Source organism: Saccharopolyspora sp. MMCC62 (assembly GCF_057736575.1).
Genome location: NZ_JBYKCM010000009.1, coordinates 216,414 through 231,632, shown reverse-complemented (window position 1 = coordinate 231,632; position 15,219 = coordinate 216,414). Strand labels below are relative to the sequence as shown.

Annotated in this window: 13 protein-coding genes; 11 read left to right on the top strand and 2 right to left on the bottom strand. The window is 70.8% G+C overall.

The annotated features are described in order from the left end of the window. Positions 1-209 precede the first annotated feature (209 nt). Positions 210-1,511: a S1C family serine protease gene (locus AC29IT_RS21720; RefSeq protein WP_488219943.1), complete on the top strand. Its 1,302-nt coding sequence runs from the start codon at positions 210-212 to the stop codon at positions 1,509-1,511. Between the two features lie 55 nt (positions 1,512-1,566). Here the strand turns inward: AC29IT_RS21720 and AC29IT_RS21715 are convergent, their stop codons facing one another. Then, positions 1,567-3,003 carry an alpha/beta hydrolase gene (locus AC29IT_RS21715; RefSeq protein ID WP_488219942.1) on the bottom strand — a complete coding sequence of 479 codons (1,437 nt, stop codon included), beginning with the start codon at positions 3,001-3,003 and terminating at the stop codon, positions 1,567-1,569. Between the two features lie 100 nt (positions 3,004-3,103). Here AC29IT_RS21715 and AC29IT_RS21710 point away from each other — a divergent pair, with 100 nt between their 5' ends. The 10 genes from AC29IT_RS21710 (at position 3,104) to AC29IT_RS21665 (ending at position 14,417) form a co-directional block, all read left to right on the top strand. Beyond that, complete coding sequence (locus AC29IT_RS21710) at positions 3,104-4,372, top strand: ATP-grasp domain-containing protein (protein ID WP_488219941.1); 1,269 nt, start codon at positions 3,104-3,106, stop codon at positions 4,370-4,372. Further along, a complete protein-coding gene (locus tag AC29IT_RS21705) occupies positions 4,369-5,199 on the top strand; it encodes a hypothetical protein (protein WP_488219940.1) in 831 nt (276 codons plus the stop codon). Before AC29IT_RS21710 ends, AC29IT_RS21705 begins: the two co-directional genes overlap by 4 nt. Positions 5,200-5,252: 53 nt before the next feature. Then, positions 5,253-6,281 carry a PLP-dependent cysteine synthase family protein gene (locus AC29IT_RS21700; protein WP_358446717.1) on the top strand — a complete coding sequence of 343 codons (1,029 nt, stop codon included), beginning with the start codon at positions 5,253-5,255 and terminating at the stop codon, positions 6,279-6,281. Further along, entirely contained in the window at positions 6,278-7,306 is a 1,029-nt protein-coding gene (locus AC29IT_RS21695) for a dipeptide epimerase (RefSeq protein WP_358446698.1), read from the top strand. The genes AC29IT_RS21700 and AC29IT_RS21695 overlap by 4 nt, the downstream gene beginning before the upstream one ends. Beyond that, entirely contained in the window at positions 7,303-8,592 is a 1,290-nt protein-coding gene (locus AC29IT_RS21690; protein WP_358446691.1) for an MFS transporter, read from the top strand. Before AC29IT_RS21695 ends, AC29IT_RS21690 begins: the two co-directional genes overlap by 4 nt. Further along, positions 8,568-9,356: a class I SAM-dependent methyltransferase gene (locus AC29IT_RS21685; protein WP_358446688.1), complete on the top strand. Its 789-nt coding sequence runs from the start codon at positions 8,568-8,570 to the stop codon at positions 9,354-9,356. The genes AC29IT_RS21690 and AC29IT_RS21685 overlap by 25 nt, the downstream gene beginning before the upstream one ends. A 171-nt stretch (positions 9,357-9,527) precedes the next feature. After that, on the top strand, positions 9,528-11,102 hold the full coding sequence (locus AC29IT_RS21680; RefSeq protein WP_488219939.1) for an ABC transporter substrate-binding protein: 1,575 nt from the start codon (positions 9,528-9,530) through the stop codon (positions 11,100-11,102). Further along, positions 11,099-12,046 carry an ABC transporter permease gene (locus tag AC29IT_RS21675; protein WP_488219938.1) on the top strand — a complete coding sequence of 316 codons (948 nt, stop codon included), beginning with the start codon at positions 11,099-11,101 and terminating at the stop codon, positions 12,044-12,046. Before AC29IT_RS21680 ends, AC29IT_RS21675 begins: the two co-directional genes overlap by 4 nt. Then, entirely contained in the window at positions 12,043-12,849 is an 807-nt protein-coding gene (locus AC29IT_RS21670; protein ID WP_358438704.1) for an ABC transporter permease, read from the top strand. Before AC29IT_RS21675 ends, AC29IT_RS21670 begins: the two co-directional genes overlap by 4 nt. After that, positions 12,846-14,417, top strand: coding sequence for an ABC transporter ATP-binding protein (locus AC29IT_RS21665; RefSeq protein ID WP_488219937.1), 1,572 nt, complete (start codon positions 12,846-12,848; stop codon positions 14,415-14,417). The genes AC29IT_RS21670 and AC29IT_RS21665 overlap by 4 nt, the downstream gene beginning before the upstream one ends. Positions 14,418-14,548: 131 nt before the next feature. On the opposite strand, the gene AC29IT_RS21660 is transcribed toward AC29IT_RS21665, so the two are convergent. Further along, entirely contained in the window at positions 14,549-15,154 is a 606-nt protein-coding gene (locus tag AC29IT_RS21660; RefSeq protein ID WP_358438710.1) for a GNAT family N-acetyltransferase, read from the bottom strand. Positions 15,155-15,219: the final 65 nt, after the last annotated feature.

Here is a 15,219-nt window from a genome sequence, read left to right as displayed (position 1 = left end):
ATCGGTCATGTTCGGTGTTGTGGTGGGGCGCTCATTCGCCGGTGTGTCGGCCGGGCCTGCACCTCATGAGGCGGGCGGAGCAAGGGAACCTTTCTGCCACGGGTGGCACGAAGGTTCCCTTGCTTGCCCGCGGTTGTTCGGGGTGGGTTGAGGGCGAATCACCAGGGAACGCATAGCTCGCTCTCAGCCTGATGGAGCACTGTCGGTTCATGGCTGACGACGATTTCGCAGGTGCCGGTGACCGTTTCGCAGCGGATGCGCCACCGGGGGGTGGCTACGGGATGACCTCGGCGTCGTGGGAAGCGGGCGGTTCGCAAGGCCGGCGGCCGGATGTTCCTGAACCAGGTGAAAGGCGATCGCGCTTCGCCGGTCTCTCGGCGGGCACGGTCGTCGTAGCGCTGCTCGCCGGACTGGTCGGTGGTGCTGCCGGATTCGGCGGCAGCTTGTTGTTGGGGTCATCGGACGGCTCCGGCTCGCCGACCTTGAGCCAGCACGATTCCGCCGTGGGCACGCAGATCAGCGCGCAGAGCGGAACCGTCCAGTTCGCAGCGGAGAAGGCGTCGAAGAGCACCGTGGACATCGCGGTGTCGTCGCGTTCCGGTAGCGCGGAGGGCACCGGGGTCGTGCTGACCGCTGATGGCTACGTGCTGACGAACAACCACGTCGTGAGCAGCGGTGGAGACATCTCGGTCACCTTGCCGAACGGGAAGAAGGCGAGCGGCCAGGTCGTCGGAACCGCCCCCTCCTACGACCTGGTGGTGATCAAGTTGGATGGGGTCGGCGGGCTCTCCGCGGCCGAGCTGGGCAGGTCTTCGGATCTTGCGGTCGGGCAGGCGGCGGTGGCGATCGGCTCGCCGCTGGGGCTGGAGGGCACGGTCACCTCGGGCATCGTGAGCGCGTTGGACCGCACGGTGGAGGTGTCGTCCGACAACGGCCAAGCGGTCGTCTACAACGGCATCCAGACGGATGCTTCGATCAACCCGGGTAACTCAGGCGGCCCGCTGGTGAATCTCGACGGGCAGGTGATCGGGATCAACTCGAGCATTCAATCGAACACGTCCAGCGAGTCCAGCGCGGGCAACATCGGGTTGGGGTTTTCGATCCCGATCGACACGGCCAGCAGGGTCGCCGAGGAGATCATCAAGTCGGGCGTGGCGATGAAGCCGCAGCTGGGCGTCACCGGTGTCGATGGCGAGGCGGGGAACGCCGTGATCAGCAGCGTCAGCGCGGGCTCGGCCGCCGAGAAGGCGGGGCTTCGGCAAGGCGACACGATTCTCGAGGTGAACGGCAAGGCGGTCAGCGCGTTTTCGGACCTGATCGCTCAGATCGGGTCGAGCGAGCCTGGCGGGAAGGTGACGCTCACGGTCGGCGATGCGCAGGGCGGTAATGCCCATCCGGTCGAGGTCACGTTGGGAAGCGTGCAGGATTCGGAGCCGGAGACGACCACGCAGCGCCCAGGGGTGGAGAGCCCGTACCAGTGGCCAGGTGGACAGCTCCCGTACGGCCGCTGACGGGGGCGAGCAAGGGAACCTTCCTGTCACCAGTGACAGGAAGGTTCCCTTGCTCTCATCGGTGGGGGTGGGTGGGGCAGTGGGTTTCCACCCCCGGCATCACCCCGTCGACCAGGTACCGCGCCGCGGCCGTGTCGAGGCAGTCGTCGCGTTGGCTGGCGAAGGCGCCGTGGGAGCGGCTGCCGTCGAGGACGACGAGCCGGGATCCGGGGAGCCGTCGTTGCATGCGCCGCGCGCCGTCGAGGGGCGTGGTGGGGTCGTGTTCGGCTTGGGTGAGCAGCACCGGCGGCATGTCGGGGTGTCCGAGCCGGGTGGTGTCACGAGGTGGTGTCCAGTAGGCGCAGGTGCCGGCTTCGATCCCGGTGAGGACGGGTTGGGGGTCGGCGGCGCGCAGCGCGCGGATGGAGGCGAGCACGTCGGCGGGCCGGGGCGGGCTGCTGTCGGCGCATTTGATGGTGCGCAGCGCGGATTCGTAGTTGTGGTCGTCGGCTTCGGCGGGGCGTAGCGGGGTGTCGTCGCCGGTGTGGACGTAGTGGCTGAGTGCGTGGGCGAAGGGTTCCCAGCGTTCGGTGCGGGAGAGGGTGCGGTAGACGACGCGGTCGAATTCGTCGGGCCCGTAGGTGTCGTGGGGGAGTGCGGCGCGGGTGTCGAGGTAGTGCTGCCGGACGGTGCGGCGGTCGTCGCCGAGGCCGAGCCGGGGGCGGGCGGCGATCCAGTCGAAGAGGGCGTCGCGTTGTTCGATCATGGCGAAGGCTTGCCGGGTGTCGAAGTCGTGCCAGTCGTCGGGGCTGACGACGCTGTCGAGGACCATGCGGCCGACGTGCCGGGGGTGGTGTGCGGCGTAGGCGGCGCCTAGGTAGGTGCCGTAGGAGACGCCGAGGTAGTTGAGGCGTGGTTCGCGCAGTGCGATGCGGATCCGTTCCATGTCGTGCGCGGTGTTGGTGGTGTTGATGTGCGCGTGGGCGGGGCCGATGGTGCGCATGCAGTCGTCGGCGGTGGCCTGCAGTCCGCGCAGGTGGGCGCGTTCTTGTTCCGTGGTGGTGGGAACGGGGTCGGGCCGGGGGTGTTGGAAGAGTCCGCCTGCGGGGCCGCAGTCGACGGGTGCGCTGCGGCCGGTGCCGCGCGGGTCGAATCCGATGATGTCGTAGCTGCGTCGGACGGCGGCGGGGAGTTTGGGGCGTTTGCTCTCGGCGTAGTCGGTGCCGGTGCCGCCGGGGCCGCCGGGGTTGACGAGCAGTGCGCCGCGTCGTTCTTCGGGGGGACCGTCGGCGGGGATGCGGGTGAGGGCGATGGTGATCTGCGGCCCGTGGGGATCAGTGTGGTCCAACGGCACCGCTAATCGTCCACATTGGACTATCGGGTTGTCGGTGATGTCCTCCGGGCAGGGGCCGAATCGGGGGTCCGGTGCTGCGGTCGCGGCGGGGGCGGGCGCGAGGGTCGCGAGCAGCAGGGTGAGCAGCGGGAGGGCGCTGCCGCGACGCGAGATGAACACGCTGAGTGACTCCAGTGCTACCTGAATGGGGTTTGCCAACATGTATTGAACATGATTATCGTTACCGTCCGCTAGTGGCAAACCATGCGGAGGAGTCGGAGTGGGTCACCTGCTGATGGTGGAAAGCTGGGTCGGGGCGATGAGCACGCTGCTGCCCAGAGGAATCCGGGACGGGGGCCACCGCTTCAGCTTCCTCACCCGGGACGTGCACCACTACCTGCGAGCCTGGGACCGGCCGGGCGCCCACCCGCTGCTCGGCGCGCAGAACGTGCTCACCGCCGAGACCAACGACGTGCCGTCCCTCGTGGAGCACGTGGCGCGGCTGCAGCCCGCGCTCCGCTTCGACGGCGTGCTCACCTCCTGCGACTACTACCTGGGCGCCGTCGCGCACCTCGCGCAGCACCTCGGTCTGCCCGGATCGCCGCCCGAAGCGGTGGAGCTCGCCTGCAACAAGGACCGGACCCGGCTCGCGCTGCGCGAAGCCGGTGTCCCCGGTCCCGCGTTCGCGCTCGCCGACACCGCATCCGGGCTGCGCGAAGCGGCCGCCGCCCTCGGGTTCCCGCTCGTGGTCAAACCGGTCGACCTGTGCGCGGGCATGTTCGTGCGCAAGGTGTCCGACGAGGCCGAGCTCGCCGAAGCCGTCCGCGATCTGGAGGGCTTCCCGGTGAACGCCCGCGGCCAGCGCCGCAGCCGCACCGTGCTGCTGGAGGAACTGCTCACCGGTCCCGAAGTCAGCGTCGAAGCCGTCACCTCGCACGGCCGGACGACCGTCATCGGGGTGACCGACAAGAGTGTCGGCGGCGCGCCCTGGTTCGTCGAGACCGGGCACATGTTCCCCGCCGCCCTCGACGCGGACATCGAACGCGCCGCCACCTCGACCGCCGTGGACGCCATCGCCGCGCTCGGCCTCGACAACACCGTCACCCACACCGAACTCAAGCTCACCCCGGACGGGCCGCGCATCGTCGAGGTCAATCCGAGACCCGCGGGCAACCAGATCACCGAGCTGATCCGCCGCGTCACCGGCATCGACCTGCCCGCGGTGCACGCCCGGCTCGCCGCCGGAGAACGACCCGACCTCACCGCGCACGCAACCGGGGCGGGCAGTGCGGCCATCTCGTTCCTGCTGCCGCCGCGCACCGGCCCGATCCGGCACATCGCGGGCGCCGAACTGCTCGCCGGAACCGACGGCGTCGTCGACAGCGTCGTCAAGGAACCGGGGCACGTGGCAGGCGCCGCGACCAGCAACAACAACTACCTCGGCCACGTGATGGTCACCGATCCGGCACCCGGGGCCGCGCGCGCCCGCGCCGAGGCGGCCGTCGGCTCGCTGGACGTCGTCTACGCCGAGGATCTGGTCACCGCATGAAGGACGCCTTCCTGTCACTGGACGGGTTCGCGGCGGCCGTGGGGGACGGACTCGCGGGCGACGAAGTCGCCGAAGCGGCGGTGAGCGTCGGATTCCTCACCCAGCAAGGCGTCCGCCATTCCGGGCGCGGTCGTTCCTACCGCAACCACGTGCTGAGCCTGCGCGTCGAGGACGCCGTCGGTTCCTGCGCGGTCGAACCGGGGGAGCTCACCGACGAGCAGGTCGTGGACTGCGTCGGCGCCACCGTCGGGCAGCTGCTGCGGCACCCGTTGCCCGCGGTGCGGATCGCCGCGCTGGACGCCTACCTGATGTGGCGGTTCCCGCACCGCGAGCACGCCGAGCAGGTAGCCCTGGATCGCGGCAACTCGCTGCAGAAGTCCTTGCAGCGCGCCGAACTCGTGGTGGACCTGCTGCCGGAGCGGGCGAACCGGGTGCTGGTGGTCGGCGTGGTGAACTCGCTGCTGCACCGGCTCCGCGACCGCGGCCTCGACTACGTCCCCTGCGACCGCAAGGGCGGCAGCACCGAGTGGGACGAGCCGATCGTCGGCGATGCCATGGCCGCCGTCGACGGCTGCGACGCCGTGCTCGCCACCGGGATGCTCGCCGCGGGCGACACGTTCGCCCCACTGCTGGAACACGTGCGCGGCACCGGAAAACCGCTGGTCATGTTCGCCCAGACCGCGAGCGCGATCCTGCCGTGGTTCATCGGATCGGGCGTCACCGCGGTCTCCGCCGAGCCCTACCCGTTCTTCTGGCTCGACGGCGGACCCGGCTCGCTCTACCGCCACCGCACCCCGATCACCCCGCCCGGGAAGGACACCCGTTGATCGACGTGAGCACGAGCCCGGCCCGCACCCCCAACCCGGACCTGCTGGAGCTGATGCGCGACACCCCGGTCACCAGGGTCAGCACCCCGCTGCCGGACCACCACCCCGGATTCTGGGCGAAGCTGGAATGCCTCGGTGCAGGCGGCATGAAGGCGCGCGCCGCGATGTCCATGCTGCGCGGTGCCCGAGCCCGCGGCGAACTGCGCCCCGGCGCGCCCGTGGTCGAATCCACCAGCGGCACCCTCGGTGTCGGACTCGCCTTCGCCGGTCAAGCGCTCGGCCATCCCGTCGTGCTGGTCGTCGACCGGGAGCTGGAGCGCAGCATGCGGTCGCTGCTGCGCGCGCACGGCGTCCGCACCGAAGTCGTCGACCGCCCGCACCCCGTCGGCGGCTGGCAGCAGGCGCGGCTGGACCGGGTGCACGAACTCTGCGCGGAACTGCCCGGCTCCTACTGGCCGGACCAGTACAACAACCCCGACAACCCGGCAGGCTACGAACAGCTCGCCGAAGAGCTCGTCGCCCAGCTCGGCACCGCCGACACCCTCGTGTGCAGCGTCGGATCCGGCGGGCACAGCGCGGGCGTGATCCGCACGCTGCGCAGGCACTGGCCGCGGCTGCGCCTGATCGGCGTGGACACCGTCGGCTCCACGATCTTCGGGCAGCCGGCGCGGCGGCGGCTCATGCGCGGGCTCGGCAGCAGCATCTTCCCCCGCAACGTCGCCTACCCCGAATTCGACGAAGTGCACTGGATCGGGCCCGCCGAAGCCGTCGACGCTTGCCGCAGGCTCGCCGCGCACTCCTTCGTCAGCGGCGGCTGGAGCACCGGGGCGGTCGCGCTCGTCGCTGCGTGGGCGGCGCGCCGGGAGCCCGGATCGCAGGTGGTCACGGTGTTCCCCGACGGGCCGCACCGCTACCTCGACACCATCTTCGACGACGAGTACTGCCAGGAGCACGGCCTGCTCGGCGGGCGTCCCGCGACGCGGCCCGTCGAGATCGCCGACGCCGCCGCGGTCGAAGTGCACGGCTGGGCCCGCTGCCGCGCCGTCCGCGACCCCGCCGAGTCCGTGGAGGTGCCGGCGTGAAGCTCAGCGCACGTACCGGAACCCTGCGACTGCGCGAACCGTTCCGGATCTCCCGCTCCGTCATGCACGAACGGGACGCGGTGTGGATCGACCTCGAACACGACGGGCGGACCGGCCGCGGTGAAGCCGTCACCAGCGTCTACTACGACCTCGACGTGCCGCGCATCCTCGAGCGGCTCGAGGAACTGCGCCCGCACGTCGAGAACTGCGCGGACCCCGGCGCACTCCTCGCGGGCATCGCCGCATGGCCCGAGGTCGAACCGGGCGTGCGCTGCGCCGTCGACGCCGCCGCCCACGACCTCGCCGCGCAGAGCCGCGGCCGGACCGTGCAGGACCTCGTCGGCGCACCACCCGTCGGCAGCCCCGCCACCGCCCGCACCATCGGCATCACCGGCACCGACCAGGCCGTGCGCACCGCCACCGAGCTCACCGCACGCGGATTCCGCGTGCTCAAGGTGAAACTCGGCGACGGACCCGACGAGACGGCCCGCGTCGCCGCGGTCCGCGCCGCCGCCCCCGACGCGGAACTGCTGCTCGACCCCAACGGGGCGTGGGAACCCGACCGGGCGCTGCGGCTGCTCGACGAGCTCGCCGAGCACCGCATCGCCGCCGTCGAACAACCCACCCCGCCCGGCGATCCCGCCGAACTCGGCCGCATCGCCCGGCACAGCCCCATTCCCGTGATCGCTGACGAGGACGCGCAGAGCCTCGCCGACGTCCGGGCGCTCGGCTCCAGCGTGCACGGGGTGAACGTGAAACTGGCCAAGTGCGGCGGAATCCGGCCCGCCCTCGAGATCATCGACGCCGCCCGCTCCGCCGGAGTCGACGTGCTGCTCGGCTGCCTCGTCGCCAGCTCCCTCGGTATCGCGCCCGCCGTGCACCTCGCCGGGCACGCTCGCTGGATCGACCTCGACGGGCACCTGCTGCTCGCCGACGACCCGTGGGACGGCATCGGCGGCACCGGCGGGACCCTGCACATCACCGGCGAACCCGGGCTCGGCGTGCGGCCGAGGGCGGCCGCATGACCACCTGGCGGCTCATCCGCAGCTTCCCGCTGGCCGTGCAGGTGCTGCTGGTCAACCAGCTCGGCGTCAACATCGGCTTCTACCTGCTCATCCCGTACCTCGCCGGCTACCTCGGGCACGACCTCGGCATGTCGGCGGCGCTCGTCGGCGTGGTGCTCGGGGTGCGCAACCTCAGCCAGCAAGGGCTGTTCCTCATCGGCGGCAGCGCGGCCGACCGGCTCGGGGCGCGTCGCGTCATCATCGCCGGCTGCGCGCTGCGCACCGTCGGGTTCGGGCTGTTCGCCCTCGGCGGTTCGGTGCCCGTCCTGCTCGCCGCCTCCGTCCTCAGCGGACTCGCCGGAGCGCTGTTCAACCCCGCTGTGCGCGCCTACCTCGCACGCGAAGCAGGAGAGCGACGAGCCGAAGCGTTCTCCCTGTTCAACGTGTTCGCCAACACCGGTGCGCTGATCGGACCGCTGCTCGGCAGCGCGCTCGTCCTCATCGGGTTCACCACCTCCGCGCTCGTCGCCGCGCTCGTGTTCGCGCTGCTCACCGCCGCCCAGATCGCGGTGCTGCCGCACCGGGACGTGCCACCGTCGCGCGGCACCGTGCTCGGCGACTGGCGGGGCGTGCTCGGCGACAAGCGGTTCGTGCTGTTCACCCTCGCGCTGACCGGGATGTTCGCGCTGCAGAACCAGCTGTACCTGGTGCTGCCGATGGAAGCCGCCCGGCTGACCGGCTCCAGCGGCACCGTCGCCGCCGTGTTCATCGTGTCCACAGTGGCCGGTCTGCTGATGCAGGTGCGGATCACCCGGTACTTCCAGCGCAGGTGGCCCCGCGGCCGGGCCATCGCCGCAGGCATGGCGCTGATGGGGCTCGCGTTCCTCGCCACCCTCACCGCCGGGATCGTGCTGCCCGGCGCCTCCGCCGTGCCTGACCCGGTGGGCGTGCTGCTGCGGCTCAGTCCCGTGCTGCTCGCCACCCTCGTGCTCACCACCGGGCTGATGCTGGCGCAGCCCTTCGTCAACGACCTCATCCCCTCGTTCGGCCCCGAAGCGCTGTCCGGCACCTACTTCGGGGTCTTCTACCTGGCCTCCGGAGTCACCGCCGCTGCGGGCAACGCCGCCATCGGATGGATCAGCGACCTCGCCGGGAACACCGCGCCCTGGGCGCCGTCCGCGCTGTGCCTCGCGTTCGGACTGCTCTCCGCCGCCGCGATCGCCCTGCTGCACCGCCGCGGACTCGTCGGCCCCGCGCCCACCGCCCGAACAGGAGAGACCGCATGCGCGTCGACGCCAACTTCCTGACCGACAACCCCCGGCTCTACGAAGCGCAGTTCCCCGACCCCGAACACCTCGCCGCCCGATTCGTGCTCGATGTCCTAGCCCGCCACGGCCTCGAACGCGGGGCGCTGCTCGACGTCGGGTGCGGCACCGGCCGCGACGCCGCGCACTGGGCCCGGCACGGATTCCACGTCACCGGCATCGACAACTCGCCGCGCATGGTCGAGCACGCGGGCGCGCACTGCCCCGACGCCACCTTCCGGCAAGCCGACATGCGCGCATTCCGGCTGGATCGCACGTTCGACGCGATCACCTGCCTGGACAGCGCATTCCTCTACTGTCACACCGACGACGAACTCGATTCCTTCCTCCAGCGGTGCCGGGACCACCTCCGCCCCGGTGGGATGCTCGTCGCCGAAATGCGCAACGGCGCATTCTTCCTCGGCAACACCGAATTGCTCGACGGAATCCGCGAACGGACCGTCGAATGGGAAGGCGTGCCGTACCGGTCCCGCACTCGGCTGTGGATCGACCACGCCGAACAACTGCTGCGCCGGGAACGGGTGTGGGATTGGCCCGGATGCGAGCGCGAACTCACCCAGCGCTCGGCCTGGCGACTGCTCTTCCCCCAAGAACTCCGCCGCGTCCTGCGCCAAGCGGGCTTCGAGGTGCTCGACCTCTTCGACCACCCCGGCCCCCGAACCGAACCGGCCTGGCGCTCCGGCGCGCACCTCGGCACGTCCCTCGCGGGCGATCGGCTGCACTTGGTAGCCCACCGCCCCACCTGACCAGCGGGTGCGTGCAAGGGAACCTTCCTGTCACCGGTGACAGGAAGGTTCCCTTGCACGACGTGAGGGAGATCGCTTGCTCGGGATTGTTGAAAAGTATTATCGTTTTCTTTTGGTGTTGCAGTGGGCGGCGCCGGCGTTGCAGGTATCGGGACGAATGGAGAACCGCGCATGGAGTCCGACGGGTCGGCTGCTTACTCATCCACCGGCGGGGCGGTGAGCAGGCGGGGCTTCTTGGGGCTCACCGCGGCGGCCGCGCTGGTGGCGGTGCCGGGGTGCGCGGCTGGCGGCTCGGGTTCGAGCGCCGGGCCGGCGAAACCGGGCGGCCGGTTGCGCGCGGTGTTCCCTGGTGGTGGAGCGGAGGAGGTGCTGGATCCGCACGCCACGAACCTCTACGCGGAGGTCGCCCGGGCCAAGGCGCTGTTCGACAAGCTCGCCGACTACGGCTCCGACATGTCCCCGCAGCCCCGGCTGGCCGAACGGTGGGAGTCGAGCCCGGACCTGCTGACCTGGCGGGTGCCGCTGCGCGAAGCCGTGTTCCACGACGGCCGGCCGGTGCGCGCCGCTGACGTGCTGTCCAGCTATGCGCGCATCCTGCGTCCGGACAGCACGCGGCGGGCGAAGGCGAGCCTGTCCGTGATCGACCTGTCGAGCAGCCGCGCCCTCGACGACCGCACCGTCGAGTTCCGGTTGAAGCGGCCCTACGCGGAGTTCCCGAACGCGCTCGCCACGCTGGGCGCCTACATCGTTCCGGAGGGTGCGGAGAACTTCGACCGGCCCGTCGGTTCGGGTCCGTTCCGGTTCACTTCGTTCGAGCCGGGGCGCAGTTTCCTCGCCGCGCGCAACCCGGACTACTGGGAGGGCGCCCCGCTGCTCGACGAGCTCGAGATCCTGGTGAGCAACGACGAAGCCGCTCGGGTCAACGCGCTGCTCGGCGACCAGGCGGACTACGCCCACGACCTGACCGCCACCACGGCCCGCAGCCACGAGGCGGCCGGGCAGGTCCAGATCCACCGGTTACCGCTGAGCAATTTCCACGCGCTGGCGATGAAGGTGGACCGGCCGCCGTTCGACCGGCTCGAGGTCCGGCAGGCGTTCTTCCACCTGGTCGACCGCGAAGAGCTGGTCCGCTCGGTGCTGCAGGGTTCGGGCGAGATCGCCAACGACCTGTTCGGCAAGAACTACCAGTACTACGACGCTGATCTGCCGCAGCGGCGGCAGGACTTGGCGAAGGCGAAGGACCTGCTGCGCCGGGCGGGAGCGGAGAACCTGCGGGTCGAGCTGCTCACCTCCGAAGCGTCTCCCGGCCTGCGGGAGGCGGCGTTGGCGTTCGCCGACCAGGCGAAGCTCGCCGGCGTGACGGTCGACGTGACCTTGGGGAACAAGGACACGTACTGGTCGGACATCGGTGAGCAAGGTTCGCTCGTCAGCTACCGGTCCGGCGCGATGCCGATCGAGTCGCACATCTCGCAGCGGCTGCTGTCGAGCTCCACGACGAACAACACCAAGTGGCAGCGCCCCGAGTTCGACGCGCTCTACCAGCAGGCTCAGTCCACTTCGGACGAGAACGCGCGCGCCGGGCTCTACCGGGAGATGCAGCGGACCCTGTTCGAGGAGGGTGGTTTCCTGTGGTGGGGCGTGTCGGATTGGATCGTGGCGTCGGCGAACCGGGTCGGTGGCATCGATGACCGAGCTCCGGCGAACACCCTGGACTGGGCGCGCTTCGACAAGGTGTGGCTCGGGTGAGCATTCCGGGCTACCTCGCCCGGCGAGTGCTGCTGGGACTCGTGCAGGTCCTCCTCGTCATGGTCGTCGTGTTCTTGCTGATCGAGGCGTTGCCGGGCGATGCGGCCGTCACGATCGCCGGTGACGATCCCGACCCGGCGGTCATCGCGCTGCTGCGCGAGCAGCTGGGGCTGAACGTGCCGGTGTGGGAGCGCCTCGGTGGCTGGCTGCTCTCGGCCGTGCAGGGAGATTTCGGCAAGTCCCTGGTGGGGCCGCGTTCGGTGCTGGACATCATCGGATCCTCCGTCGGCCCGACCTTGTTGCTGGCGGTGCTCACCTTGGTGTTGATCGTGCCGGTGTCACTGGGGCTCGGAGTGCTGGCGGCCAACCGGGAGGGCCGGTTCGCCGACCGGCTCATCACGTCGACCACTCTCGGCTTGTACTCGGTTCCCGAGTTCGCCATGGGCATCCTGCTGGTGACCGTGTTCGCGGTGCAGCTCGGCTGGTTGCCGCCGACCGCGGTGGGCGGCAGCGGGCTGCTGAGCCGGCCGGAGGTGCTGGTGCTGCCGGTGTTGGTGCTGCTGCTGCGGCCGATCTGCTCGCTGAGCAGGCTGGTGCGCGCGGGCATGATCGACGCGTTGCACTCCGGGTACGTGCGGCAGGCCCGGCGCGCCGGGATCTCGCCGGTGCGGGTGCAGCTCGCGCACGCCTTGCCGAACGCGGTCGTGCCCGCGGTGCAGCAGCTCGCCCGCACGACGGATTGGCTCATCGGCGGCGTCATCGTGGTGGAGGCGATCTTCGTGATCCCAGGTCTGGGGACGACGTTGATCGACGCCGTGTCCGCGCGGGACCTGCCGGTGGTGCAAGGGTTGTCGGTGGTGCTGGCCGTCGTGACGGTCCTGGTGAACCTGGTGGCCGACGTCGTCGCCCGGCTGCTGGCACCTGCTGCGGAGGACGATCGATGAGGCGCCTGCTCAGACCCGGAGTGCTGGTTCCCGGAATCCTGATCGCCGTGCCGGTGCTGCTGGCCGTGTTCGGCCCGCAGTTCGCCGCGGGCGAGGTGGGCAAGGACGTGGCGTTCAGCAGCGGCGCCGGCCACCCGTTCGGCACCGATTTCGTCGGCCGCGACGTGTGGAACGAGGTGCTGCTCGGCGGGCGGTCGGTGGTGCTGGTCGCCGTGGCCGCCACGGTGTGCACGTACGCCGTGGCCGTGCCGATCGGCGTGGCGGTCGGGATGAACCGGGTGCGGTTCATCGACGAGGCGGTGATGCGCCCGCTGGACGTGCTCCTCGCCATCCCCTCGATGCTCCTGCTGTTGTTGCTGGCATCCGCCGCGCCGAACGTCGGCTGGGTGCTGGTCGTGATCGTCACCGTGATCAACCTCCCGGACGTCATCAGGATTTCGCGGGCGTCGGCGCTCTCGCTCTCCGCGCGCCCGGCCGTGGAGGCCATGCGCATGCAGGGGGAGAGCCGCGTCCGCATCGGACTCGGCTACGTGGTGCGCGCGATGGCGCGCACCTTGGCCGCGGACTCGGGTACCAGGTTCACCGGCGCCATCTACCTGGTCGCTTCGGCGAGCTTCCTGGGGGTGGGGGTGTCGCCGCAGACCAGCGACTGGGCGGCCATGGTGGACCGCAACCGCACGGGACTGTTCTTGCAGCCCTGGGCGGTCGTGCTGCCCGCGTTGCTGATCGTGGCATTGTCGGTGGGTGTGAACTTGGCTTTCGACCAGCTGCTGCGCAGGAAACGGCGAGAGGTGCGCGCGTGAACGTCGTCGAGGTCGGCGGGCTGAACGTCTCGCTCGACTCCCGGCCCCTGGTGTCCGAGGTCTCGTTCGCCGTCGCGGCAGGTGAGGTGACCGCGCTCGTCGGCGAATCCGGCAGTGGCAAGACCACGACCGGACTCGCGCTGCTCGGTGAGCACCCCGCCGGTGCGGTGGTCGGCGGCGAGGTCACCGTCGCCGGTCATCCGATCGGTCCGGGGCGGCCACCGGCGGCGGGATTGGTCGGGTACATTCCGCAGCACCCCGCGGCCGCGCTGAACCCGGTCCGCCGGGTCGGCTCGGTCCTGCGGGAGATCGCGGTCCGCCACCTGGGGCCGGTCGCGCGCGCGGAACGCAAGGAACTGGTGCGCGCCAAGGTCTCCACCGCGCTGCGCCGGGCGCAGCTCCCCGACGGGGAAGCCCTGCTCGACCGCTATCCGCACCAGCTCTCCGGCGGCCAGCAGCAGCGCATCGTGCTGGCGCAGGCGCTGGTCTGCGATCCGGCCGTGGTGATCGCGGACGAGCCGACCACCGGGCAGGACGCGCTCACCCGCGCCCAGATCGTGGCGGAACTCCGCAGCCTCGCCGACCAGGGGATCGCCGTGCTGCTGCTCACCCACGACCTGGACGTGGTGCGGCAGCTGGCGCACCGGGTGCTGGTCATGCGCGCCGGAACGGTGGTCGAATCGGGACCTGCCGGCGAGGTGCTCGGTTCCCCGGAGCACGCCTACACGCGACTGCTCGTCGAATCCCAGCCCGACACCAGAGCACCGCTGGCGCCCGCCGGGAACGACCGCGAATCCCCGGTGCTCGCGGCGCGGGACCTGGTCGCGGGCCATCGGGACCGGGGCAGGCAGGTGGAAACGCTGCACGGGATGTCGCTGGCCGTCGGGCCGGGCAGGCGGATCGCCGTCGTCGGTCGTTCCGGCAGCGGCAAGACGACGCTGGCCCGGTGCCTCGCCGGGCTGCACCCGCCGCGGCGCGGCTCGATCGTGCTCGATGGGACACCGCTGGCAGCGCGCCTGCGCGGGCGCACCAGGGCGCAGCTCGCCGACGTCCAATACGTCTTCCAGGACGCCCGCGCCTCGTTCAACGAGTTCGCACCCGTCCTCGACCAGGTCGCGCGGACCGCCGAACGACTCCGCGGCACCGACCGGCGGCAGGCACGGCGGCGGGCGGCGGAGTGGTTCGAGCGGGTCGGGCTCGGTGCCGAGATCACCGCCCGGCGCCCCGACTCCCTGTCCGGCGGTGAGCTGCAACGTGCCGCGCTGGTGCGCGCGCTGCTCGCCGAGCCGAGGGTGCTGATCTGCGACGAGATCACCTCCGGCCTCGACACCGTCACGCAGGCCGAACTGCTCGTCCTGCTCAAGGAGTTGCAGCACAGCGCTCAGTGCGCGCTCGTGCTGATCACCCACGACCTCGGGGTCGTGGCCGATCTCGCCGAACACGTCGTGATCGTCGACGGCGGGCACATCATCGAGCAGGGTGCCGCCTCGGAAGTGCTGCGTGCGCCACGACATGCGATGACGCGCGCGCTGGTCGAAGCCGCGACGAGCCGGATCGGCCAGGACTAGGGCGCGGACCGCGCCGTGCCACCGGGCGAGGAAGTGCGTGGAGGAGGTCATGCCTCCATGCTGCTCGGTCGAACGCGCGTTCGCATCACTGAAGCGGGTAGGAACGAGCTCACTCGATCTCGCAGCCGATGTCACCCGGCGTAATCGACGTCCTGGAGCTCGAACGCCTGGCTCGGGCGCGAGGCCCGGCCCGGGATCGGGATCTCGAAGTGCACGCTCGGGCTGTACCGGGAGTCCTGCCTGCCGTCGTAGATCTCGGTGGCCGCGCTGTGCCAGAACGGCGCCGCGCCCTCGATCGCCGGATTCGTGTGCAGGTAGATCGTCGAATACTCCGGCGTGTCGGCGACGAAGTCGCACGCCATCGACACCAGCGCGCTCGCCAGGCCGTTGCGGCGGTGCGCCCGGTCCACGTACACCCGGAACAGCTGCGCGGTGCTGCCGTCCCCGTACTTGGCCGCGAGCCACTCGGGGTGCGGAGGGCAGCGCGGGCCGCCGGAGCGGATGGCGGTGGTCGCGGCTACCTCGTCGTCGCGCACCGCGACGAACAGCGCGTGTCGCGGGTTCTTCAGGTACGCGCCCTCGATGTCGACGACGTCCGAGTGCCAGCGTGCGTGGTAGCCGTGGCCGAACTCTTTGTAGAACGTGTCGAGCATGACCCGCCGTGCGCCCTCGACGTCCTCCGGGCGGGCTCGGCGCACCGCGTACTCGCCGATCCGGTGCTCTTCCTGGTGATCCATGTGCTCTCCATCGGGCTCTCGCGCTTGAACCGCGAGCAACGCGACTCCCGGTGCGCCGCGGTCAC

Excerpts from the sequence above, each read along its gene's own strand:
- AC29IT_RS21720 (WP_488219943.1), top strand. The coding sequence starts at position 210 with ATGGCTGACGACGATTTCGCAGGTGCCGGTGACCGTTTCGCAGCGGAT.
- AC29IT_RS21705 (WP_488219940.1), top strand. The coding sequence starts at position 4,369 with ATGAAGGACGCCTTCCTGTCACTGGACGGGTTCGCGGCGGCCGTGGGG.
- AC29IT_RS21700 (WP_358446717.1), top strand. The coding sequence starts at position 5,253 with ATGCGCGACACCCCGGTCACCAGGGTCAGCACCCCGCTGCCGGACCAC.
- AC29IT_RS21690 (WP_358446691.1), top strand. The coding sequence starts at position 7,303 with ATGACCACCTGGCGGCTCATCCGCAGCTTCCCGCTGGCCGTGCAGGTG.
- AC29IT_RS21685 (WP_358446688.1), top strand. The coding sequence starts at position 8,568 with ATGCGCGTCGACGCCAACTTCCTGACCGACAACCCCCGGCTCTACGAA.
- AC29IT_RS21680 (WP_488219939.1), top strand. The coding sequence starts at position 9,528 with ATGGAGTCCGACGGGTCGGCTGCTTACTCATCCACCGGCGGGGCGGTG.
- AC29IT_RS21670 (WP_358438704.1), top strand. The coding sequence starts at position 12,043 with ATGAGGCGCCTGCTCAGACCCGGAGTGCTGGTTCCCGGAATCCTGATC.
- AC29IT_RS21660 (WP_358438710.1), bottom strand. The coding sequence starts at position 15,154 with ATGGATCACCAGGAAGAGCACCGGATCGGCGAGTACGCGGTGCGCCGA.